Annotated in this window: 24 protein-coding genes; 17 read left to right on the forward strand and 7 right to left on the reverse strand. The window is 57.7% G+C overall.

The genetic code is table 11. From position 1 onward, the window contains the following. The first annotated feature begins 19 nt into the window (after positions 1-19). The 4 genes from trxB to infA all read left to right on the forward strand — a co-directional run bounded on the left by trxB (position 20) and on the right by infA (position 2,897). Positions 20-970: a thioredoxin-disulfide reductase gene (gene trxB, locus DIT71_RS09965; protein ID WP_114613073.1), complete on the forward strand. Its 951-nt coding sequence runs from the start codon at positions 20-22 to the stop codon at positions 968-970. A 202-nt stretch (positions 971-1,172) separates the two neighbouring features. Then, positions 1,173-1,886, forward strand: a complete 714-nt coding sequence (aat, locus tag DIT71_RS09970; protein WP_114613074.1) for a leucyl/phenylalanyl-tRNA--protein transferase — start codon at positions 1,173-1,175, stop codon at positions 1,884-1,886. Next, on the forward strand, positions 1,887-2,600 hold the full coding sequence (locus DIT71_RS09975; RefSeq protein WP_114613075.1) for an arginyltransferase: 714 nt from the start codon (positions 1,887-1,889) through the stop codon (positions 2,598-2,600). It abuts the gene before it with no gap. Between the two features lie 78 nt (positions 2,601-2,678). Further along, on the forward strand, positions 2,679-2,897 hold the full coding sequence (gene infA, locus DIT71_RS09980) for a translation initiation factor IF-1 (RefSeq protein WP_114613076.1): 219 nt from the start codon (positions 2,679-2,681) through the stop codon (positions 2,895-2,897). Between the two features lie 91 nt (positions 2,898-2,988). Here the strand turns inward: infA and clpA are convergent, their stop codons facing one another. Next, on the reverse strand, positions 2,989-5,259 hold the full coding sequence (clpA, locus tag DIT71_RS09985; protein WP_114613077.1) for an ATP-dependent Clp protease ATP-binding subunit ClpA: 2,271 nt from the start codon (positions 5,257-5,259) through the stop codon (positions 2,989-2,991). A gap of 18 nt (positions 5,260-5,277) precedes the next feature. Then, entirely contained in the window at positions 5,278-5,637 is a 360-nt protein-coding gene (gene clpS, locus DIT71_RS09990; protein ID WP_114613078.1) for an ATP-dependent Clp protease adapter ClpS, read from the reverse strand. Between the two features lie 333 nt (positions 5,638-5,970). Here clpS and DIT71_RS18485 point away from each other — a divergent pair, with 333 nt between their 5' ends. Then, positions 5,971-6,294 (forward strand): cold shock domain-containing protein, encoded by a 324-nt coding sequence (locus DIT71_RS18485; RefSeq protein ID WP_114613079.1) that lies wholly within the window; start codon positions 5,971-5,973, stop codon positions 6,292-6,294. Positions 6,295-6,323: 29 nt separating this feature from the next. On the opposite strand, the gene DIT71_RS18395 is transcribed toward DIT71_RS18485, so the two are convergent. Beyond that, positions 6,324-6,446: a hypothetical protein gene (locus tag DIT71_RS18395; protein WP_264756332.1), complete on the reverse strand. Its 123-nt coding sequence runs from the start codon at positions 6,444-6,446 to the stop codon at positions 6,324-6,326. 40 nt (positions 6,447-6,486) lie between these two features. On the opposite strand from DIT71_RS18395, the gene DIT71_RS10000 reads away from it, so the two are divergent. From DIT71_RS10000 to DIT71_RS10030, 7 genes are all read left to right on the forward strand, one after another. Beyond that, positions 6,487-7,128 carry a pseudouridine synthase gene (locus DIT71_RS10000; protein ID WP_114613080.1) on the forward strand — a complete coding sequence of 214 codons (642 nt, stop codon included), beginning with the start codon at positions 6,487-6,489 and terminating at the stop codon, positions 7,126-7,128. Further along, positions 7,125-7,574 (forward strand): NUDIX hydrolase, encoded by a 450-nt coding sequence (locus DIT71_RS10005; protein WP_114613081.1) that lies wholly within the window; start codon positions 7,125-7,127, stop codon positions 7,572-7,574. The genes DIT71_RS10000 and DIT71_RS10005 overlap by 4 nt, the downstream gene beginning before the upstream one ends. A gap of 48 nt (positions 7,575-7,622) precedes the next feature. Next, entirely contained in the window at positions 7,623-8,783 is a 1,161-nt protein-coding gene (gene mnmA, locus DIT71_RS10010) for a tRNA 2-thiouridine(34) synthase MnmA (protein ID WP_114613082.1), read from the forward strand. Then, complete coding sequence (hflD, locus tag DIT71_RS10015; protein WP_114613083.1) at positions 8,780-9,424, forward strand: high frequency lysogenization protein HflD; 645 nt, start codon at positions 8,780-8,782, stop codon at positions 9,422-9,424. The genes mnmA and hflD overlap by 4 nt, the downstream gene beginning before the upstream one ends. 78 nt (positions 9,425-9,502) lie before the next feature. Next, positions 9,503-10,870: an adenylosuccinate lyase gene (purB, locus tag DIT71_RS10020; RefSeq protein WP_114613084.1), complete on the forward strand. Its 1,368-nt coding sequence runs from the start codon at positions 9,503-9,505 to the stop codon at positions 10,868-10,870. A gap of 3 nt (positions 10,871-10,873) precedes the next feature. Further along, complete coding sequence (locus DIT71_RS10025; protein WP_114613085.1) at positions 10,874-12,025, forward strand: cupin domain-containing protein; 1,152 nt, start codon at positions 10,874-10,876, stop codon at positions 12,023-12,025. A 37-nt stretch (positions 12,026-12,062) separates the two neighbouring features. Continuing rightward, positions 12,063-13,028 carry a GNAT family N-acetyltransferase gene (locus tag DIT71_RS10030; protein ID WP_114613086.1) on the forward strand — a complete coding sequence of 322 codons (966 nt, stop codon included), beginning with the start codon at positions 12,063-12,065 and terminating at the stop codon, positions 13,026-13,028. Here the strand turns inward: DIT71_RS10030 and DIT71_RS10035 are convergent. Then, positions 13,017-14,027 (reverse strand): LysR family transcriptional regulator, encoded by a 1,011-nt coding sequence (locus tag DIT71_RS10035; protein ID WP_114613087.1) that lies wholly within the window; start codon positions 14,025-14,027, stop codon positions 13,017-13,019. The two genes, DIT71_RS10030 and DIT71_RS10035, sit on opposite strands and share 12 nt — an antisense overlap. Positions 14,028-14,288: 261 nt before the next feature. Between DIT71_RS10035 and DIT71_RS10040 the strand changes: the two genes are divergently transcribed. Both DIT71_RS10040 and DIT71_RS10045 read left to right on the forward strand, forming a co-directional pair. Continuing rightward, complete coding sequence (locus tag DIT71_RS10040) at positions 14,289-15,062, forward strand: hypothetical protein (protein ID WP_114613088.1); 774 nt, start codon at positions 14,289-14,291, stop codon at positions 15,060-15,062. A gap of 125 nt (positions 15,063-15,187) precedes the next feature. Then, entirely contained in the window at positions 15,188-17,458 is a 2,271-nt protein-coding gene (locus DIT71_RS10045) for a hybrid sensor histidine kinase/response regulator (RefSeq protein WP_114613317.1), read from the forward strand. Here the strand turns inward: DIT71_RS10045 and DIT71_RS10050 are convergent. Both DIT71_RS10050 and DIT71_RS10055 read right to left on the reverse strand, forming a co-directional pair. After that, a complete protein-coding gene (locus DIT71_RS10050) occupies positions 17,418-17,888 on the reverse strand; it encodes a MarR family winged helix-turn-helix transcriptional regulator (protein WP_114613089.1) in 471 nt (156 codons plus the stop codon). The genes DIT71_RS10045 and DIT71_RS10050 overlap by 41 nt on opposite strands. A 3-nt stretch (positions 17,889-17,891) precedes the next feature. Further along, on the reverse strand, positions 17,892-18,377 hold the full coding sequence (locus DIT71_RS10055) for a glutathione peroxidase (protein WP_114613090.1): 486 nt from the start codon (positions 18,375-18,377) through the stop codon (positions 17,892-17,894). A gap of 241 nt (positions 18,378-18,618) precedes the next feature. Between DIT71_RS10055 and DIT71_RS10060 the strand changes: the two genes are divergently transcribed. From DIT71_RS10060 to htpX, 3 genes are all read left to right on the forward strand, one after another. After that, positions 18,619-19,833: a pyridoxal phosphate-dependent aminotransferase gene (locus tag DIT71_RS10060; RefSeq protein WP_114613091.1), complete on the forward strand. Its 1,215-nt coding sequence runs from the start codon at positions 18,619-18,621 to the stop codon at positions 19,831-19,833. A gap of 11 nt (positions 19,834-19,844) precedes the next feature. Beyond that, the gene (locus tag DIT71_RS10065; protein WP_114613092.1) at positions 19,845-20,306 is read left to right on the forward strand and encodes a hypothetical protein; all 462 of its coding nucleotides are present in this window, start codon (positions 19,845-19,847) and stop codon (positions 20,304-20,306) included. A 97-nt stretch (positions 20,307-20,403) separates the two neighbouring features. Further along, positions 20,404-21,285 carry a protease HtpX gene (gene htpX, locus DIT71_RS10070; protein ID WP_114613093.1) on the forward strand — a complete coding sequence of 294 codons (882 nt, stop codon included), beginning with the start codon at positions 20,404-20,406 and terminating at the stop codon, positions 21,283-21,285. Here the strand turns inward: htpX and pdxB are convergent, their stop codons facing one another. Beyond that, positions 21,286-22,440: a 4-phosphoerythronate dehydrogenase PdxB gene (gene pdxB / locus DIT71_RS10075; RefSeq protein WP_114613318.1), complete on the reverse strand. Its 1,155-nt coding sequence runs from the start codon at positions 22,438-22,440 to the stop codon at positions 21,286-21,288. It abuts the gene before it with no gap. Positions 22,441-22,442: the final 2 nt, after the last annotated feature.

Below are 22,442 nucleotides of genomic sequence, written 5' to 3' on the forward strand. Positions count from 1 at the left end.
CGTTAACGAGAGACCCCCAATGAGCGAAACCAAGCACTCCCGATTGATCATCCTCGGCTCCGGACCGGCCGGCTACACCGCAGCAGTCTATGCGGCCCGCGCCAACCTCAAGCCGACACTGATCACTGGTATCGAGGTGGGTGGGCAGCTGACCACCACCACCGACGTGGACAACTGGCCAGGCGACAACGACGGTGTGCAGGGCCCGGAACTGATGCAGCGCATGCTCAAACACGCCGAACGTTTCGAAACCCATGTGGTCTACGACACCATCAACGAAGCCGACCTTCGCAACCGCCCTTTCCGCCTCAAGGGCGACAACGGCGAATACACCTGCGACGCCCTGATCATCGCCACCGGCGCCTCCGCCATGTATCTGGGCCTGGAGTCGGAAGAGAAATTCAAGGGCCAGGGCGTCTCCGCCTGCGCCACCTGCGACGGTTTCTTCTACAAGAAGCAGAAAGTCGCCGTCATCGGCGGCGGCAACACCGCCGTTGAAGAGGCCCTGTACCTCTCCAACATCGCCGACGAAGTCACTCTGGTACACCGCCGTGACAGCCTGCGCGCCGAAAAAATCCTGCAGGACAAACTATTTGAAAAAGCCGAAAACGGCAACGTCAACATCATCTGGGACCACACGCTCGACGAAGTCCTCGGCGACGGCACCGGCGTCACCGGCATGCGCATCAAAAGCACCAAGGGCGACTCCACCCAAGAAATGGACCTGGCCGGCGTCTTCATCGCCATCGGCCACAAACCCAATACCGACCTGTTCGCCGGCCAGCTGGATATGGAGAACGGCTACATCAGAATCCGCTCCGGCCTCGAAGGCATGGCCACCCAGAGCAGCATCCCCGGCGTCTTCGCCGCCGGCGACGTGGCCGACCACGTCTATCGCCAGGCCGTCACCTCCGCAGGTTTCGGCTGCATGGCCGCCCTCGACGCAGAAAAATTCCTGGACCAAGACTAAGCTGAATACAACGCACGCAGCAATAATTGGTGAAAGCAGGTAACTCCCAGTTCGAGGGAGGCCGGGGGCGCCAACCTTATGGAACTGTGCGGAGCCAGGGATGGCGGAGCTCAAGCGCCACAGGGACGTGCTTGAGCGTGTTCCAGAAGGTTGGTGACCCCGGCCGACCCCACAAACACGCGAGCCCTAACTCTGGACCCAGATGACCTCACTCCCCTGGCTAGACCAAGACCATCTCTGGTTCCCCCCCGCCGAGCAGGCCCTCGACGACCCCGACGGGCTACTGGCTCTGGGCGGCGACCTCTCCACCGAGCGGCTCAAACTGGCCTACCGCAGCGGGATCTTCCCCTGGTACAGCGACGACCAGCCCATACTCTGGTGGTCCCCCGACCCCCGTTGCGTCCTTTTCCCGGAAGAAGTCCACATTTCCAGGAGCCTTCGACGCACGCTCAACAGCGGCTACTTCACCATCACCGCAGACCAGGCTTTCCCACGGATTATCCGCCTGTGCGCCAACACCCGCGCCGAGGGCACCTGGATCACCCGCGACATGATCCACAGCTACAGCCAGCTGCACAAAGAGGGCGTGGCCCACTCCATAGAGGCCTGGAATCCCCAAGGACAGCTGGTGGGCGGCATGTACGGACTGGCTATTGGCCGCTGCTTTTTCGGGGAGTCCATGTTTTCCCTGGAAACCAACGCCTCGAAAGTGCTTATGGTCCACCTGGCCAATCAGCTCAGAGTGTGGGGCTACCGCATCATGGACTGCCAGGTGGAGAGCGGTCACCTGCTCAGAATGGGTGCCCGATGTATTCCCCGCAGCGAATTTTTATCTATACTCAGAACATGCGTCGACAGTGCTCCGGACCATAGCCATTGGGACTTCCAGTGGCGGTGGCCCGGCCCGGAGGTATGAATGAGCAATCTAAGGACCCTGGTTTTTTTCGCCACACCGGCCCATGACTGCAGCTACCTGCCCGACCGTAAAGCAACCACCATGTTCGTCGACCCAAGGGCCCACGTTGACAAACACTTGTACAGCCAGTTAACAGCGTTGGGGTTTCGCCGCAGTGGCTCCCATTATTACCGTCCCCACTGTGAACACTGCAATGCCTGCGTTCCGGTTCGACTGAAAGTGAATCAGTTCCAGCCTGACCGCAGCCAGCGCCGGGTCATGTCGAAAAATGCGGATCTTGACTGCAAAATGGTGCGTGCAAGCTTTTCCGAGCGGTATTACAGTCTTTACGCCCACTACATTGAACAACGGCACGCCGACGGAGACATGTACCCACCCTCGCAGGAGCAGTTCATGTCGTTTCTGGTGGAGGGCGCTACTGACTCCTGGTTTGTGGAAATCATGGATGGCGAAAAGCTGGTCGGCCTTGCTGCTGTGGATATGCTCGATGAGGGGCTGTCGGCCATCTATACGGTGTTCGATCCGGCATACGAACACCGCAGCCTCGGCACTTTTGCGGTACTATGGCAGATTGAAGAGGCAAAACGGCTGGGGCTCCCCTACCTGTACCTTGGTTACTGGATCGAAGAATGCCGGAAGATGAACTACAAGACCCGTTTCCGCCCCATTGAGGCCCTGCGAGACGGGCAATGGCGGACCATGGACGTTAACTGATTTTGCCAAATGGCGATAAATCAGGCAGAATTGCGCAATTTAAAATCACAGCAAGCCAATTTACGAGGTTTTTACTGAATGGCAAAGTCAGATGCTATTGAAATGGAAGGCGTTATTGTAGACACACTTCCGAACACCATGTTCCGTGTTGAACTTGAGAACGGCCATGTTGTTACCGCTCACATCTCGGGCAAGATGCGAAAGAACTACATCCGCATCCTGACAGGGGACAAGGTCAAGGTTGAACTCACGCCTTACGACCTGAGCAAGGGACGCATCGTTTACCGCGCCCGTTAATCACTTTCTGGCATCGAGAGAGTGACAGTAAAAAGCCCCGGTATTTCTACCGGGGCTTTTGCTATCAAACCGCCAAGATTATCGTCAGCTTCTACACCGCTTCGGCAGGCTCGTCCTCGTACTCGAAATGCAGCTCATCATCCTTGAGATGGATGTGCACATCGCCCCCGTTTTCCGACAGACGACCGAACAGGATCTGCTCAGCCAGAGGCCGCTTGATCTTATCCTGGATCAGCCGAGCCATCGGACGGGCGCCCATGGTGACATCGTAGCCCCTCTCAGCCAGCCAGACCTTCGCCGCATCGTCTACGTGAAGCACCACGTGCTTCTCATCCAGCTGGGCCTGGAGCTCGGTCAGGAACTTGTCCACCACGTGGGTGATGGTCGCCGGCTGGAGGTCGCCGAACTGGATAATGCCATCCAGGCGGTTGCGGAACTCCGGTGTGAAGGTCTTGGAAATGATCTCCATACCATCGCTGCTGTGATCCTGCTCGCTGAAACCAATGGAACGACGGGCCATGCTCTCGGCACCGGCGTTGGTGGTCATCACCAGGATCACATGGCGGAAGTCTGCCTTGCGACCGTTGTTATCCGTCAGCGTGCCGTGATCCATCACCTGCAGCAGCAGGTTGAAGACTTCCGGATGCGCCTTTTCGATCTCGTCCAGCAGCAGCACACAGTGGGGGTGCTTGCTCACGGATTCCGTCAGCAGGCCTCCCTGGTCGTATCCCACATAGCCCGGAGGCGCGCCGATCAGCCTGGAAACGGTATGACGCTCCATGTACTCCGACATGTCGAAGCGCACCAGCTCGATGCCCAGCACCTTGGCAAGCTGCTTGGTGACCTCGGTCTTGCCCACCCCCGTGGGGCCGGCAAACAGGAAGGCACCTTCCGGCTTCTCCGGCGCCTTCAGGCCGGCACGGGCCAGCTTGATGGCGGTGGACAATGACTCGATGGCCGGATCCTGGCCGAAGACCACCATCTTCAGATCCCGCTCCAGATTGCGGAGCAGATCCTTATCGCTGGTGGACACATTCTTCGGGGGAATGCGCGCGATGTTGGCCACCACGTCCTCGATTTCCGACACATCGAGGGTTTTCTTGCGCTTCGCAATCGGGAGCAGGCGCTGGTGGGCGCCGGCCTCATCAATAACGTCAATGGCCTTGTCTGGCAGATGACGATCGGTGATGTAACGCTCCGACAGTTCCGCCGCCACGCGCAGTGCCTGATCCGTGTATTTCAGGTCATGGTGCTTCTCGAAGTGAGGTTTCAGCCCCTTGAGGATCTGGTAGGTATCCTCAACGCTGGGCTCGTTCACATCGATTTTCTGGAAACGGCGGGCCAGCGCACTGTCCTTCTCGAAAATGCCACGGAACTCCTGGAATGTGGTGGAACCGATGCAGCGGATTTCCCCCGAGCTCAGCATGGGCTTGAGCAGGTTGGACGCATCCATGACCCCACCGGATGCGGAGCCGGCACCGATGATGGTGTGGATCTCATCAATGAAGAGGATCGCATGTTTCTCTTTCTTGAGCTCGGCGAGCAGGCCTTTCAGACGCTTTTCGAAATCGCCCCGATACTTGGTGCCGGCCAGCAAAGCGCCGAGATCCAGTGAGTAGACGACGCCATCCGAAATAATATCCGGCACCTGGCCATCTACAATACGCTTGGCCAGGCCTTCGGCGATCGCTGTCTTGCCGACGCCGGCTTCACCCACCAGCAGAGGGTTATTCTTGCGACGGCGCACCAGAATCTGCACGACCCTCTCAACCTCGTGTTCACGGCCGATCAGCGGATCAATGCGACCCTGCCGCGCCTGCTCGTTGAGATTGGTTGCATAGCTTTCAAGCGGGCGCGACGCACCGCCCTCTTCCCCGGCTTCCTCGTGGGAAGCCTGGTCATGACTTTCCTGTTCCTCGGCACCCTGAACGCGGGAGATGCCATGTGACACAAAATTGACCACGTCAATACGGGCGATGCTCTGTTTCTTGAGCACGTAAACCGCTTGACTTTCCTGTTCACTGAAGATGGCGACCAGCACGTTGGCGCCGGTTACCTCTTTCTTGCCGGAAGATTGCACATGAAAGACAGCACGTTGCAAAACGCGCTGGAATCCGAGCGTGGGTTGCGTTTCCCGCTCGCTGTCGTTACTGGGGATCAGTGGTGTGGTCGAGTCCACAAACTCAACGAGTTCTTCCTGAAGCCGGGCCAGATCTGCACCACATGCTTTCAGGACGCCCACTGCCGAATCATTATCGAGCAGGGCCAGCAAAAGATGCTCGACGGTCATGAATTCATGACGCTTGTCGCGGGCACTTTTGAAAGCCGTATTCAGTGTAATTTCAAGATCTTTGCTCAGCATGGGCCACCCCAACGTCTATCAGTCCGCACGTTCAATCTCGCAAAGGAGCGGATGCTCGCATTCCGAAGAATACTGGTTCACCTGTGCCGCCTTTGTTTCCGCGATGTCCCGGGTATATATCCCGCATACCGCCTTTCCCTGGGTATGGACGAGCAGCATCACCTGCGTCGCCTTTTCCTCGTTCATTCCAAAGAACGTCATCAACACCTCTACAACAAAATCCATGGGTGTGTAATCGTCGTTCAGGAGCAGCACCCTGAAGCGTGCTGGACGCTTGAGAGCCGGCTTCTCGGGAGCAACACTGACATCGTCCTGACGCCCGGGTTGATTGTCCTCCCCCTGATTCAATACTAGTAGAGAATTCTGGATAGTCCGCATGATTCTTTACCGGAAAACGGTGCCTCTTCCTAAAGATGGTTGTCCGCCGCCCGGTTTTCAAGGTGCTTGGCAGAACCGGGCGCGCGCTGATTATCAATATGGCCATGATACAGGCTACAACCCCGGTTCAACCATACATTCCCGCTATAAGTGCTATTGACTCCGAGCAAAGATTGGTCAACAGTAAGACAGCAATGTAAAATAATGTAAATTGGTGTAAGGAATTTGTTACCGGAACCGGTAGCAGCTGCGCATCGATACAAAGCAAGGCTGAACGCTCGGCAAACTATCAACAACAAAGACACTGACAGTGAAAGAACAGGGGAGTTCAACATGCCAAGGGGCAAAGTGAAGTGGTTCAACAATGCCAAGGGTTATGGCTTCATTATCGAGGAAGGCTGCAGTGACGATCTGTTTGCTCACTTCTCTTCAGTGCAGATGGATGGTTACAAAACTTTAAAGGCCGGTCAGCCCGTCACGTTTGACAAAAAACCCAGTGACAAAGGGGTTCACGCCGTCAATATTGTGCCTGAAGAGCAGCCGGGGAAGCAGGAGTCGCGGGAGAGCAGCTCGGAACAGGCGCAAGCCAGTGACGATGCCAGCCAGAAACAAAGCGACGATTACCACCGGGATCAGCCTCGCGCCGCGAATGGCTGAACCGTAGCTCCTCGATCGCCATTACCGGACTACGCCTGACAGCCGTTATCCTCGATACGGCCAGGCGTATACGCCACCTCTGTGTACGTGGCACTGGTGTCTTTGTTTCCGGATTCGCTGCCGTTGCCCCGCTCCGCTGCTGTTTCTGGCATACTATGCGCTCCGACTCGATACCCAAGGTTATGCGCCGCAATGGCAACGCTGATCCTGTTCAATAAACCTTTTCAGGTGCTGTGTCAGTTCACCGACGAAAAGGGCACCTCCAATGGCGACCGACGTGCCACCCTGGCAGACTGGATCACCACCCCCAATGTGTACCCTGCCGGACGTCTGGACTTCGACTCCGAGGGGCTTTTATTGCTGACGGATGACGGTCAGTTGCAGCATCGTATTGCCTCGCCACGGCAGAAACTGGCCAAAATTTATTGGGTTCAGGTTGAAGGCGAAATTACGGAAACCGCTTTGAACCAACTTCGCGGAGGCGTTTCACTGAAAGATGGTAAAACCCGCTCCGCCGATGTCTCGGTCATGAAAGCGCCCGATCTGTGGCCGCGAAACCCGCCCGTCCGTTACCGCGAGTCGATTCCCACCAGCTGGATCCGAATAGCGATTACCGAAGGCAGGAACCGGCAGGTTCGGCGAATGACGGCTGCCGTGGGCTTCCCTACCCTGAGGCTTGTTCGCTATGGTATCGGAGACTGGAACCTGGACGGACTGTCGCCAGGAGAATCCAGCACGATGACGGTCCACGCGCCAGCGCCCGCCAGAAACAGGCCTGTGCGGAAGCCGGCAAAACCCAGCAAACAACCATCCCGGAGAAGCCCTCGCTCATGACCTGGACACCCCACGCTACTGTCGCCGTTATTGTCGAAGATGATCAGGGCCGTTTTCTGCTGGTGGAAGAGTTCAGTCACGGTGAGGTTGTGTTCAACCAGCCTGCCGGACACGTGGAGGAAGGCGAGAAGATTATCGACGCCGTACTCAGGGAGACTCTGGAAGAGACAGGCTGGGAGGTGGAGCCCGAGCATTTCCTGGGACTCTATACCTACAAGGCCCCCGCCAATGGCGTGACCTATTACCGTTTCTGCTTTTCCGCCAGAGCCCTGGCCCGGGTCACCCGGGAGCTGGATGACGGTATCATCGCCGCCCACTGGATGACGCCGGAGCAAATCAGGCAGCACACAGACCGGCTTCGCAGCCCCCTGGTGATGCAGTGCATAGAAGATTACCGAAACGGACGCCGCTTTCCTCTGGATGTCATTGTCGAGCCGCAGACGTAACCGGGCTTAGATGCTAGAATTGCCGCTTTTAATGCGACAGACCCAGACATGACTAAAGCACCTGAACGTACCCGAGTGATTGTCGGCATGTCCGGCGGCGTGGACTCTTCCGTGGCAGCCTGGCTTCTTAAAGAACAGGGCTATCAGGTTGAAGGTCTGTTCATGAAAAACTGGGACGAGGACGACGGTACCGAATACTGCACCGCCATGGCGGACCTGGCAGATGCCCGGGCAGTTGCGGACACGATGGGTATCACCCTGCACACCGCCAGCTTCGCCGCAGAATACTGGGATCGGGTGTTTGAACACTTCCTGTCTGAATACCGAGCCGGCCGGACGCCGAACCCGGATATCCTCTGTAACAAGGAAGTGAAATTCCGTGCTTTTCTCGATTACGCCATCACTCTTGGGGCTGACTATATCGCCACAGGCCACTACACCCGTCAGCGGCCGCTCAGTGACGGCAGCGGGAGGGCGCAACTGCTCAAAGGCCTGGATCCCAACAAGGACCAGAGCTACTTCCTGCACGCGGTTTCCGGTGAACGTATCGCACGCACCCTGTTCCCGGTCGGTGAACTGGAGAAGCCGGTTGTTCGCCGCATTGCAGCCGAACAGGGCTTCATCACCCATGACAAGAAGGATTCCACCGGCATCTGTTTTATCGGTGAACGCAAATTCCGGGACTTCCTCAAACAGTACATTCCTGCCCAGCCCGGTAATATTGAAACACCAGATGGCCAGGTCATCGGCCGCCACCAGGGCCTGATGTACCACACCATTGGTCAACGCCAGGGGCTGGGTATTGGCGGCTTGAGCGAATTCGGCGACGAGCCCTGGTACGTGGCGGAGAAAGACCTGTCCCGCAACGTGCTTGTTGCCGTTCAGGGTAAACACCATCCCCTGTTGTTCGCCCGAGGCCTGCTCAGTGGGCCGGTCAACTGGATTGCCGGCGAGCCTCCGGCAGCGGAATTCCGCTGTAAAGCCAAGACCCGTTACCGCCAGCCGGATCAGGACTGTGTGGTGACGGCAATGGCCAGTGGATTCAGGGTCGTGTTTGATGACGCCCAACGGGCCGTTACACCTGGCCAGTCGGTGGTCTTTTACCATGGCGAGGTCTGCCTCGGTGGTGGGGTTATCGAGCAAACCTGGCGGGACGGCGAACAGGAGCCAGCAGTGATGGACATCAAGGCAGCGGGAGCCGACGCATGAGCCGATCGATACACGACCAGACCCTTGCCCTGGCAGGGGTTTTTCAGGCGGCGGCACTGGTCCAGCAGGTGGCACATTCCGGACAGTGCGCGGAGTCGAGCTTTGAGACTTGCATGCGCTCGCTGTTCGCCACACAACCGGAGACTACTCTGGATGTTTATGGCGGGGAACTGAAAGACCTGCGCGAGGGCCTGTCCACACTGGCCAGCGTTCTCAGCCAGCAAAGCAAGCAGCAGGATATCGAAGTCCTGCGATACGCCCTGAACCTGATCAACCTGTCGTCCAAGTTGCGTCGTAACAGCGACATGCTGGAGGTCATTGGCAGCCGGATCGACCAGGCCCGGCATACGGCCAGCCATTTCGGATACAGCCACAGCAACCTGGTTGCCAACCTGGCGTCCGTTTACACCGATACCATCAGCACCTTCCGCCAGCGCATTCAGGTCACCGGCGAGCCCACCATCCTCCAGCGCGAGGAAAACGCTGCGAAAGTACGCGCCCTGCTGCTGGCCGGTGTCCGTTCCTCGATACTCTGGCACCAGACCGGCGGCCGCCGCTGGCAGCTTATTTTCAACCGCCGCAAGGTCATCATGACCGCCCGGGAGCTGGCAGAGAAGGCAAACCGATCGGTTTACGACTGAATCGCGGGCGCCGCTGGTGTATCATATCGTCCCCCAATTATTCTTTTGCCCATTCTGTGATGACTTGAGAGGTTTTCGATGGAACTCAACGCCCTGACCGCCATTTCCCCGGTCGATGGACGCTATGGCAGCAAAGTCAGCGTTTTCCGTGACATTTTCAGTGAATATGGCCTGATCAGGAACCGTGTCACCGTCGAACTCCGCTGGCTGCAGAAGCTGGCCGCCCACCCCGGGATCACCGAAGTGCCGGCGTTTTCTGCCCAGGCCAACCAGTTCCTGGACAACATGGTCTCCGGTTTCAGCCTGGCGGATGCGGAGCGTATCAAGGGCATTGAGCGCACCACCAATCACGACGTGAAGGCAGTGGAATACTTCATCAAGGAAAAGATCGCTGACGTTCCGGAACTGCACGCGGTAACCGAATTCGTCCACTTCGCGTGCACCTCCGAGGATATCAACAATCTGTCCCACGCCCTGATGCTGCGCGAGGGCCTCGACCACGGCCTGCTCCCTGCCATGGACCGTGTGGTAGAACGGCTTGCCGACCTGGCCCGCGAACACGCCGACCAGCCCATGCTGTCCCGCACCCATGGCCAGACCGCGTCGCCATCAACCGTAGGCAAGGAACTGGCCAACGTCGTCTATCGCCTGCGCCGCCAGATGAAGCAGATTCGCGCCGTGGAGCTGATGGGCAAGATCAACGGCGCTGTTGGCAACTACAACGCACACCTGTCGGCCTACCCAACCATTGACTGGGCCGCCAACGCCAAGGACTTCATTGAGAGCCTGGGCCTGGACTGGAATCCGTATACCACGCAAATTGAGCCCCACGATTACATCGCCGAACTCTACGATGCCATTGCCCGCTTCAACACCATCCTGATCGATCTGGACCGGGATATCTGGGGCTACATTTCCCTGGGCTATTTCAAACAGAAAACCGTGGAAGGCGAAGTGGGTTCGTCCACCATGCCCCACAAGGTCAACCCCATCGATTTCGAGAACTCCGAGGGCAACCTGGGTATCGCCAATGCCCTGTTCAGCCACCTGTCCGCCAAACTGCCGATTTCCCGGTGGCAACGGGACCTGACAGATTCCACCGTTCTGCGCAATCTGGGCGTCGGCTTCGCCCACAGTCTGATTGCCTACGAGGCTTCACTGAAAGGCCTGAGCAAGCTGGAAATCAACCCGGCGCGACTGGACGAAGACCTAGACCATGCCTGGGAGGTACTTGCTGAGCCGATCCAGACGGTCATGCGCCGCTATAACATCGAAAAGCCCTATGAAAAACTCAAGGCGCTGACCCGGGGCAAGGCCATGACGCCGGACGTGATCAAGGCTTTTGTGGATTCCCTGGACATTCCCGATGCCGCCAAAGCAGAACTGATGGAACTCACTCCGGGCACTTACATCGGCAATGCCACCCAACAGGCGCGGGATATCTGAATCATGAAACTGCCCGGCGGAATGCCTGCGGAAGAATTTCTGAGGGATTACTGGCAGAAAAAGCCTCTGGTGATCCGTCAGGCGTTTCCGGACTTTGAGTGCCCGGTGTCGGCCGATGAACTGGCGGGGCTGGCCTGCGAAGAAGCGGTCGAATCCCGCATCGTCATTGAAAACGACAACGGCAAACCCTGGCAGCTGCAAAACGGCCCTTTCAAGCCCGAACGCTTCGAAAAGCTGCCGGAAAATGACTGGACACTACTGGTGCAGGGACTCGACCACTGGGTTCCGGACATCGCGGACCTGTTGGACAAGTTCCGGTTCGTGCCCAACTGGCGGCTGGACGACATCATGGCCAGCTACGCGCCGAAAGGGGGTAGCGTGGGGCCCCACTACGACCAGTATGACGTATTTCTGCTGCAGGCTCAGGGCCATCGGCGCTGGACCTTTGGTGGTCACTGCGATCACACCTCGCCCCGGGTCGCGGACACACCGCTGCGAATTCTCAGTAGCTGGGAGGGCGAGGAAACCGTTACCCTGGCGCCGGGAGACATGCTTTATCTGCCCCCGGGCGTTGGCCACCACGGCGTTGCCGAAGACGACTGCATCACTCTCTCGGTGGGCTTTCGTGCCCCCACCATTGACGATGTGCTGACCGGCTTCACGGACTTTCTGTGTAGCCAGTCCGACGCCTCCGAGCACCTCAATGATCCGGATCTGAAGGTGCAGGACAACCCCGGAACCATTGCCCCCGACGTCATCGACCGCCTTGATCGCGTCATTCGCGAGAAACTCACCGACAAACGCCAGCTGGCGCTGTGGTTTGGTCAATACGCCACCGTACCCAAGAGCCTCGATATTGTGGTGCCGACCGAAGAACCGGTAACGCCCGAGTCTCTCAGTGACCTGATGATCGCCGGCAATCCCCTGCGCTGGAACGAGGGCTCCCGTTTCGCCTACTATGACCTCGGGGATGAAACGGCCCTGTTTGTGGATGGCGAACAGTTCCTGCTACGGGGAGACGCGCGACCACTGGCTCCCCTGCTCTGCGCCGGCGCCCGGCCTGATATGGCAGCGCTGACTGAATTTGTCGGCGATGAGGCCATCTGTGGACTGTTGAGTAACCTTGTCAACCAGGGTTCACTGTATTTCGAGTGACGGTTACTTTTTAGCGATAGGGGTGGATGCAGGCGCAATGACCGTACGGATTCGAAAATACAGCTGGCAACTGGCGCCGGCCGACGTCCGGAAAATACGCCAGAGTGTCTTTGTGGAAGAGCAACAGGTTCCGCCGGCCCTGGAATGGGACGATACCGACGAGATTGCCGACCATTTTCTGGTGGTACTGCCTGACAACACGCCCGTCGGTGTCGGCCGGTTGTTCTCCACTCTTGAAGAAACCGCCCATATCGGGCGCATGGCTATTCTGCCCGCTCATCGCGGCAAGGGCATCGGCGAAATCCTGCTCCGCCACATGATATCAGAGGCCGCCGGGCAGTTCAGTGAACTCCAGCTTTCCGCCCAGGAGCACGCCATACCCTTCTACCAGCGCTCCGGCTTTCATGTCTGCTCAGCCCTTTACGACGACGCCGGCATCCCCCATGTGGACATGCGCTGCCTGGCACCACAACTGGCCAGTGACGCCTTCGAAACCCGCGACAACCCCATGCTGCTGGGGGAAGATCCGCATGCGTGGCTGTTCAACAGCGAGAGCGACATGACCGGACTGATGGATTCCGTTGTAGGCCAGGCCCGCCAGCGGCTGTGGCTTTACGACCGCCTGTTGGACCACGACATCTACGATCGCCTGCGATTCCGGGAGCTGGTTTCCTTCCTGGCCCGTCGCCACAGGCTCAGCGAAGTCCGCCTTCTGATTCACGATGACAAGCCCCTGGTAAAACGCCGGCACCAGATCGTGGAGCTGATGCGCCGCCTTCCCAGTCGCATTGAACTGAGGCTGATCAACCAGGACTACCCGGTGGAGAGCCAGCCATTTATGCTGGTCGACCGTGACGGTATGATTTTCCGGCACGATTTCTATAAGCCAGAAGGTTTCGCCAAATTTTCCGACAGCGGCCGGGTAAAGCTGCTGGCGGAATCGTTCCAGCGTATGTGGGACACCGGCAAGGGTTCACTCGAGTTGAGGGAATTACCGCTCTGAAGGATGGATGCCAGGAACCTCGGCGGATTCAAACTGTGCTCCGAAGGGGGCAAATTCCGTATCCACCTCCTCCGCCACTTCCGCAATCAGCCTGCGCAACCACTGGTGATCGGTGTTGTGCTGCAACAGCGGGCTCCAGGCCATTTTCAGCTCGAATGGCGGAATTTCGAACGGCGGCACCTTCACCACCAGATTGGGGTTGTCTTTTTGCAGCCAGGCTGCGCGGGACGGCAAGGTGGCAATGAGGTCATGCTGTTCCGCCAGCAGCATCGCCACCTGGTAATGCCTCGTGAATACCGAGATCTGTCGTTTGCGGCCCATCAATGACAGGGCTTCATCCACCCAGCCAAGACGCTGGACATCCTTTGGATTGACCCCCACCCCGACACCGAAACCGGTTTTGCTGACCCAGATATGACTGGCATCCAGATAGGTATCCAGAGTAAACGGCTCCCTGAGAATCGGATTGCGCGCGTTCATCAGGCAGGCAAAATATTCCGTCCACAGCGTTTTCTGGTGAAACGACTGGGGGATCTTGTCGAAGCGGTTGATGGCCATGTCCAGGCGACCCTGCTCTACGTCGAGGAAACTGACGTCACTGGGTGTCAGCACATCCAGGGTGACATGGGGCGCCTCCTGGCGAATTCGCCGCAGTACCCGGGGCATCAGGCAGGATTCGGCGTAATCGCTGGCCATGATGCGGAACACCCGTTGGCTTTCCATGGCCGCGAAGGCGGTTTTTTCATGGACGGCCCGCTCGATGTCCGAGAGGATGCCCCGCACCAATGGCTGCAGTTCCGTTGCGCGCTCGGTCGCGGTCATGCCCTCGCTGGTTCTGACCAGCAGAGGATCACCGAACAGATCCCTCAACCGGCGCAAGCCGTTGCTCATAGCCGGCTGGGTAATACCCAGATGATTCGCTGCCTTGGTCACGTTGCGCTCCCTGAGAAGCACATCGAGATAAACCAGCAAATTCAGATCGACACGGGAAATATCCATAACTTGGCACCTGTTCAAGGACCGGTATCGGCCGTCGTGGTGACACTGGCACCCGACATCAGCGACTCCTGCATTCACCGAAATAATAGACATAAGCGTAACAATTCACTTAAATGATATAAAGCCATCATTGTTCACATTTCAAAACGGAATCGCTTCCGGTTTTCTGCTAGTCTTCCGGATACTTGCTGGATGTCTCCGGTCTTTTTCAGTCACCGGAGCGCCCAGTGGCCGTCCATAAGCCGGAGTGTTTGCAACAGAATGGATACCACAATGATTGTGCTGCTACTGGCAGCTATCGTTATCATTTCGATCATCATTATTGTGGCCAGCCAGATGCGGGAACGTGCCCGTATTGAGCGCGCACGGAAAGTCACCGCCCTGGAAGACAGCTACAACAGGGCCAATCGTCTTTTGTGCGAAATTCCCGGCCAATACCTGACCAACGACCTTAAGCTGCTGTTGATCAAACGCATGGAAGAAACCTGCAAGGACCTCCAGGCGCTCAAGTCCAGCCAACCCGTCAGCGCCTGGCTGACTAATGCTCAACAGCTGAAAAAGCAGGTCATGGATAACGAGGACCAACGTCCTCCCGTGAAAATCGATTCCCCCGAAAAGTCCAGCTACGTCAAAGAGCTGCTGCAGAATCTTTTCAAAATGATTGAAGGGATGCACAAGGCCGGAAAGATCGACAGCGCAACCGCCAAGAAAAATCTAAAATACGTGCTGTTTCTGGTGCACAAGACCCACGCCGATCTCCATGTATTCCAGGCCCGCGACTACGTGAAGCAGAACCAGATTCGCAAGGCGATTCACGCCTATCACCTGGCCAGCACGGAAATGGGTAAGTCCAGGGACAACCCCATGGCCATGAAGGCAGTCAAGAGTTTCCGTACCCGCATCAAGGAACTGGAAGCCATGAAAGGTGATGAGTCCCAGGATGCCGGTGCCGAAGCGCAATCACGCCTGGACCGGGAATGGGACACCTTTCTTCACGATGACGAATGGCGTAAAAAGGCCGACTACGACGACTGACAGCGGCGTTAGGGCCGGTCAACGCCCCCGGAACGCTGCCCAACAGGGACTGTGGACACATTGTGACAATTCCATTCAAAAAGCGGCTTTCCTATCGCCTGACCCGGGACACCGTTTTGATTGCAATGGTGCTGGGTCTGATACTGAATATTGTTCAGGTCACCCTGGATTATTTCAGTGCCCGGGATGCCATGGAGCAGGAAATCCGCGCCCTTATCGAAATCAGCCATAGCCCCGCCTCCCAGATTGCCTACAACATCGATATCCGTCTGGCGGAGGAATTACTGGACGGCCTGCTCCGTCATCCTGCCACTATCGACGCCCGCATCATCGATAACAACGGTCAGACCATGGCGGCTGCCAGCCAGAGCAGTCCCGAGTCCCGATATCGCTGGATCAGTGACCTGCTGTTCGGCGACATCCGGGTTTTCAGCGATGATCTGATGGTGCCGCAATTGAGCGATCTTTCCCTTGGCAACCTGACGGTCACCATCGACACCTATCACTATGGTGTGCTGTTCCTGCAAAGGGCCGGTTATACCCTGTTGAGCGGTTTACTGAAAAGCCTAGTGCTGACCGCGGCGCTGCTCGCCATTTTCTATTTCGTACTGACCCGCCCCATGCTCAATGTGATCGGCGCTCTGAGCCGGGTTCGCGCTGAGTCTCCGGAAAAGGTCCGGCTGCCTGTGCCGCCCAACCACCGCGAAGATGAAATCGGCCAGATGGTGGGTATCATCAACCAGCATCTGGAAACAATGGACGCCAGTCTGGCGCAAACGCGAGAGGCGGAAAGCACCATAAAGAACTACTCTGCCCAGCTGGAGCGGGAGGTGGATGACCGCACGCGGGAGATCTCCGAAAAGAACGAAGCCCTCCAGCGAGGCAACCGCGCCTTGGTGAGGGCCAAGGAGGACGCCGTGCGCCGGGCCCGCACCCGGGCCAACTTCCTGGCCAGCATGAGCCACGAAATTCGCACCCCGCTCAACGGTGTGCTGGGCATGCTTGGCCTCGTCCTGGAGGGCGATCTGGAGCCGGCGCAACGCAACCGCCTCGAGATTGCCCTCAACGCGGGGCAAAGCCTGCTCGGCCTGCTTAATGACATTCTTGACATTTCCAAAGTCGAGGCTGGCAAACTCAGCCTTGAAAGCATCCCCTTCAGTGTCCGGAACCTGATCGAGGAATGCGCCACATTGCACGCCCAGCAAGCCCGCCGAAAAAATATCGACGTTGTGACAGACATCGACTGCAACCTGCCGGAATCGTTTCTCGGCGATCCCACCCGAATCCGGCAGATCCTCAATAATCTGCTGAGCAATGCCATCAAGTTCACCGAACAGGGAAGCGTACGGATCCGCGCGACCCGTTTTGACGGAAACCTGCGAATTGATGTGATTGACACCGGTATCGGTATGTCCAGGGAGGGTCTGCACCGGATCTTTTCGCCGTTTTCACAGGCGGATACCGATACCACCCGGCTTTATGGTGGAACCGGGCTGGGCCTGACTTTGTGCAGACAGCTGGTGGAGCGCATGCACGGCCAGATACTTGTGGATTCAGAGGAGCGCCGGGGTACACACTTCACGGTCAACCTGCCGCTACCGGTTCACGATCAACATAGAAGCGGAATAACGCCACAGGATATACCGCAAGCTGTCAGAGCCGCGGGCGTGGACCTGGGCATCACCCATCAGCACCCTCACCGACTGCCCATCGAAAGCCAGCTGAGAGCCTGGGGCATCCCGGTGCGTGATGCAGATCGCAACCAGGGCGGCATCCTGATGGTGCCTGCAGAAAGCGAGGACGACTCCAGCCGGAGAATGGCGGCGCAATGGCGAGGGACTGGCGTCATTGTGGTGGACAGGAACGGAAACAGTGCGGTTTCCGGCGATCAGCAGGTTCTTTCCATGCCCCTGAGGCGGGACCAGCTATTCCACGCACTCTGCGCTGCAGCGGGTATCAGGCTGGCACCGCGGGGTGCCGACATGGAAGCACTTCAAGGTCAGACCGCTTCCAGACCACTGAGCCTGCTGCTTGTGGAAGACAACCAGGTCAACCAGGTTGTTGCCAGCAGTATGCTGCGGAAACTTGGCCACAAAGTAACCCCGGCTGAGAACGGCAAGCGGGCGTTGGAGGCCCTGAAAGCAGGCGACTTCGATATTGTGCTTATGGATTGCCAGATGCCGGTGATGGACGGCTACGAGGCTACCCGCAATATCCGAGAAAACCCCGACTGGCAGAATCTTCCGGTCATTGCCGTAACCGCCAATGTGATGCAGGGAGACAGGGACGACTGCTTTGAGGCCGGAATGAACGATTACATTACCAAACCCTATAATCGCGCCGACCTGAAATCCATTATTGACCGCTGGGCTCCCCCTGAGACTCGAGAAGACTGAGGACAGCGCGTAATTCGTCCCGCAGCGCCACAACGCGCTCCTCTCCGATTCCTGTATCGCAGAGCAGCCGGCCGGGAATCTCCCGGGCCTGCCGGCGCATGGCGTTGCCCTTATCCGTAAGCGCTACGGTTACCACCCGCTCGTCAGCCGTATCCCGCTGCCGCGTAACCAGCTCACGTTCAGCCAGGCGTTTCAGCAGCGGCGTCAGAGTGCCGGAGTCCAGGCGCAGCCGTTTACCGAGATCCGATACCCTTACTGTTTCCCCCTCCCGGACCGCCTGCCATAACACCAGCATGACCAGGTATTGTGGATAGGTAAGATTGATCTCGGTCAACAGTGGGCGATAGCGGGCTGTTACCGCCCGGTTGGCGGCATAAAGCGCAAAACAGAGCTGGTTGTCCAGCGTCAGGATATCGTCCTCAGTGCCCATGGCTTACAGTAGCTTCTCAATGTCGGCACGGATGGCCGAGGGCTTTGTGGTGGGTGGATAGCGATCCACAACCTCGCCGTCCCTGTTCACCAGAAACTTGGTAAAGTTCCATTTTATCGCTTCTGATCCCAACAGGCCCGTGGCGTTGTGTTTCAGATACTGGAACAGGGGGTGAGCATTGGGCCCGTTGACCTCGACTTTGGAGAACATGGGGAAATCAACGCCATAGTTCAGGCTGCAGAATTCACTGATGGCTTTGTCATCTGCCGGGTCCTGATTGCGGAACTGGTTACAGGGAAAGCCCAGCACTTCCAGCCCTTTGTCTTTCAGGTCCGTATACAGGGACTGCAGACCTTCAAACTGCGGGGTGAAGCCACATTTGCTGGCCGTATTGACGATCAGCAGGACCTTGCCACGAAACTCATCCAGGGAATGCTCCTGTCCATGGATGTCGGTGGCCCTGAAATCGTAGATGCTTTCTTTGCTCATTCTGGCTCTCCATTGTATTTTTCACCATTATATTGTGCACAAGCTTTTTTACAACGGGACTGGACACTGTTACCCCCTTCAGCTCAGGAACATGGTGAGGTTTACGCGTTAAATCTCTGCATCTGTGCCACAATTCATCACAATTGGTCTGTTGTCGCTGCCCTCTGCTCCGCTAGAATACAGGCTTGTCTTCGAAATATGGCACCTATAACCCCTATCGATCTGAGGAAATACCGGGCTTATGCAGAACTATCTCAAATCCGCCAAGCTGGATAACGTCTGTTACGAGATACGTGGCGTAGTTCTGCGCGAAGCCCGTCGTCTTGAGGAGGAGGGCCACCGGGTTCTCAAACTGAATATCGGCAACCCGGCCGCCTTTGAACTCGATGTGCCGGAAGAAATCCAGCAGGACGTCATTTACAACATGCACCTCGCCCAGGGCTACGTGGAGTCGAAAGGCCTGTTCTCCGCCCGCAAGGCAGTGATGCACTACTGCCAGCAACGGGGCATCGACAAGGTGGATATCGACGATATCTTCCTCGGTAATGGCGTCAGCGAAATGATCGTGATGTCCATGCAGGCCATGCTCAATACCGGTGACGAAGTGCTGATTCCGGCACCAGACTACCCGCTGTGGACCGCCGCAGTAACTCTGTCCAGTGGCAAGCCCGTGCACTACCGCTGCGATGAAGCACAGGACTGGTTCCCGGACATCGACGACATCCGCAAGAAGATCACCCGCCGCACCCGGGCCATCGTGCTGATTAACCCCAATAACCCCACCGGTGCCGTCTATTCACGGGAGTTGCTGGAACAGGTGGTCGAACTGGCCCGGCAGCACAACCTGATCGTGATGTCCGATGAGATCTACGACAAGATTCTTTACGATGGCACCGAGCACATTCCTACCGCCTCACTGGCGGACGATGTGCTTTTCCTGACCTATAACGGGCTGTCCAAGAACTACCGAGCCGCCGGCTACCGTTCCGGCTGGATGATCATCAGTGGCGCCAAACACCGTGCAAGGGACCTGATCGAAGGCATCGAAATGCTTTCCAACATGCGCCTGTGCGCCAATGTGCCGGCCCAGCTGGCCATCCAGACGGCCCTTGGCGGTTACCAGTCCATTGACGATCTGGTGGCGCCGGGGGGCCGGCTTTACGAGCAGCGGGAAACCGCCTGGAACCTGCTCAATGATATTCCCGGCGTGAGTTGTGTGAAGCCAAAGGGCGCGCTCTATCTGTTCCCCAAGCTGGACCCGAAGCGCTTCCCGATCGTCAATGATGAAAAGCTGGTGCTGGACCTGCTGCTACAGGAACGCATTCTGCTGGTTCAGGGTTCGGCCTTCAATATAGATGACAAGCAGCACCTGCGCGTGGTGTTCCTGCCACGGGAAGACACCCTGGAGGACGCCATGAAGCGTCTGGCACACTTCCTGTCGTCCTACCAGCTGTAACCGGCGGCTTCATGGCGGATATCCATATTGAAGAGTTTTACAAGGACGCCGCGATCGCCCTGGTTCAGCTCTACAACGCCTTCCCCCGCCGGGTAAACCTGTTCGTCGAAGACATTGCCGGCCCCGATGAGCCCGATGACTTCGGATTACACAGCAAACGCCATATGGCCTGTTTCGGCACCCTGCTCTGGCTGGCAGAAGAGGACCTGCTCCGTTACGTAGACACCATAAGACAGGAAGCCCTGGACCAGGCAGTGCTGACACGGCGGGCGTTCGTGCGCATGAGCTCACCCGCCAGTCCGGACCTGCAGGACAAAGCCCTGCCGCATAACGCTCAGGACCTGCCCCCGGCCCTGCGGGAAGACTTTTCCACCCATATTCATATGCTCCGCACGGCGCTTCGAAGCGGGAGCTCGGCCAAAATCAGCCGGGTCGTGCAGGCGACGTTTTTTCGCGACAAAACCGATCATTAAATCAACGTAAACCTGTTGAACACTACAACACCAACCGCATATAAAGTGTCGGGTACAAACCGCTGTGGGCGGCTGATCATTCAACAAGGAATTCAAGATGCGTATTCTGCTTTTTCTTGCCACCAACCTGGCCGTCATTCTGGTTGCCAGCTTCACCCTGAAACTGCTGGGCGTCGACAGTTACCTGGCCCAGAATGGGATCCAGTACGGCTCACTGCTGGCCTTTGCCGCTGTTTTCGGCTTTGCCGGCGCGATAATCTCGCTGCTGATCTCCAAGCCCATGGCCAAATGGAGCACCAAGGCCAAGGTTATCGAGTCACCCAGGACACCGGCTGAACGCTGGCTGGTGGATACGGTGCGGGAACTGGCAAAGAACGCCGGCATCGGCATGCCTGAAGTGGCAATATTCCCCGCCTCCCAGTCCAACGCCTTTGCAACAGGCTGGAACAAGAACAACGCCCTGGTCGCTGTCAGCGAGGGATTGCTTCACCGCTTCAACAAGGATGAGATCCGCGCGGTGCTGGGCCACGAAATTGGCCACGTTGCCAACGGCGACATGGTGACACTTGCCCTGATTCAGGGCGTGGTGAACACCTTCGTGATTTTCGCCTCCCGGGTGATCGGCTCGTTTGTCGACCGCGTGGTCTTCAAGAACGAAAGCGGGCACGGTATTGGCTTCTTCGTGGTGAGCATTGCGGCGGAAATCGTACTGGGCATCCTTGCCAGCACCATCGTGTTCTGGTTTTCCCGTCGGCGGGAATACCGCGCTGACATTGCCGGTGCCCAGCTGGCAGGCCGTGGCGCGATGATCAATGCCCTGGCCCGGCTAAAGCAGGAAAGTGAGGTGCCGGACCAGATGCCGGACAGTCTGCAGGCGTTCGGTATCAACCGCGGCGCACGTGGCGGACTCAGCGCCCTGTTCATGACGCACCCGCCCCTGGAAAGCCGCATTGAAGCTCTGCAAAAGGCGCAGCTGTAGCTATAACTTGAGTTTGAAGCCAAGGGCCCGGAAAGTATCCTGCATGGACTTGCTGGTGCCCTTGAGCTGAATCTTGACGCTCGAGAACTCCCGCCGGACCGGATAATCCCGGCGCAGTCGGTCAAATGCCGTCCCCCGTTCCTCGGCCGGCAGTGACATCGCCAGACGCATGCGGGCATCATCCCGGCGCGGGTCGTAACAGGAACGCATGGCAATATTCGCCGAGTCCATTTCCTCCGCCGCACTGGTGAACGACAGCTTCGCCAGCGCCGGCTCCGGCAAAAACTGGCCCGCCTTCTTCCGCACGGGCAGACCCATGTTCCGGCTCAGAGCCTGGTACACCATCTCACTGCCCTGCACTTTGCCTTCCAGGCTGTAACCCGCAATGTGCGGTGTTGCGAGCCAGACTTTATCAAGCAACCCCGGGTGAACGCGTGGCTCATGCTCCCATACATCGAGCACTACGGTGGGAGCATTGGGCTCATCGAGGCGCGACAGCAAGGCGGCGTTATCGATGACCTCGCCGCGACTGGTATTGATCAGCAGCTGATGCTCGCCCAACACCGACAACCTGTGCTCGCCGAACATGTGGAGGGTACTGTACTCTCCCTCACGGACCAGTGGCGTATGCAACGTAACTACGTCGCAGGCCATGGCCTCTTCAAGGCTGACAAAATCCTGACCGTTGTCGCCTTCCTGTTCGGCACGTGGCGGATCGCAACACACTACATCAAAATCCAGTCGCTCCAGCTTGTGAGCCAGTTCCCCACCCACATTCCCGGCGCCAATAATTCCGACACTGAGCTTTGACCAGTCGGCCACCCCGCGTCTCTCAGCATGCAATGAGATTGCCGATAGCACATACTCAACCACACTGTTGGCGTTACAGCCGGGTGCTGCCGAAAACGCGATGCCGTTGGATGCAAGCCACTGCTTGTCCACGTGGTCGGTCCCGATGGTGCAGGTGCCGACAAAGCGCACACGACTGCCCTCAAGCAGGGACTGATTGACCCGGGTAACCGAGCGCACCAGCACGATATCCGCATTCTGCACATCGGCGGCCGACATCGTACGACCGGATACAGGGTGTATCTCACCGATATCGCCAAAGAACGAATCAAGCAAGGGTATGTTTTCGTCCGCTACTATCCGCATCA

Source organism: Marinobacter vulgaris, from assembly GCF_003344045.1.
GTDB lineage: Bacteria > Pseudomonadota > Gammaproteobacteria > Pseudomonadales > Oleiphilaceae > Marinobacter > Marinobacter vulgaris.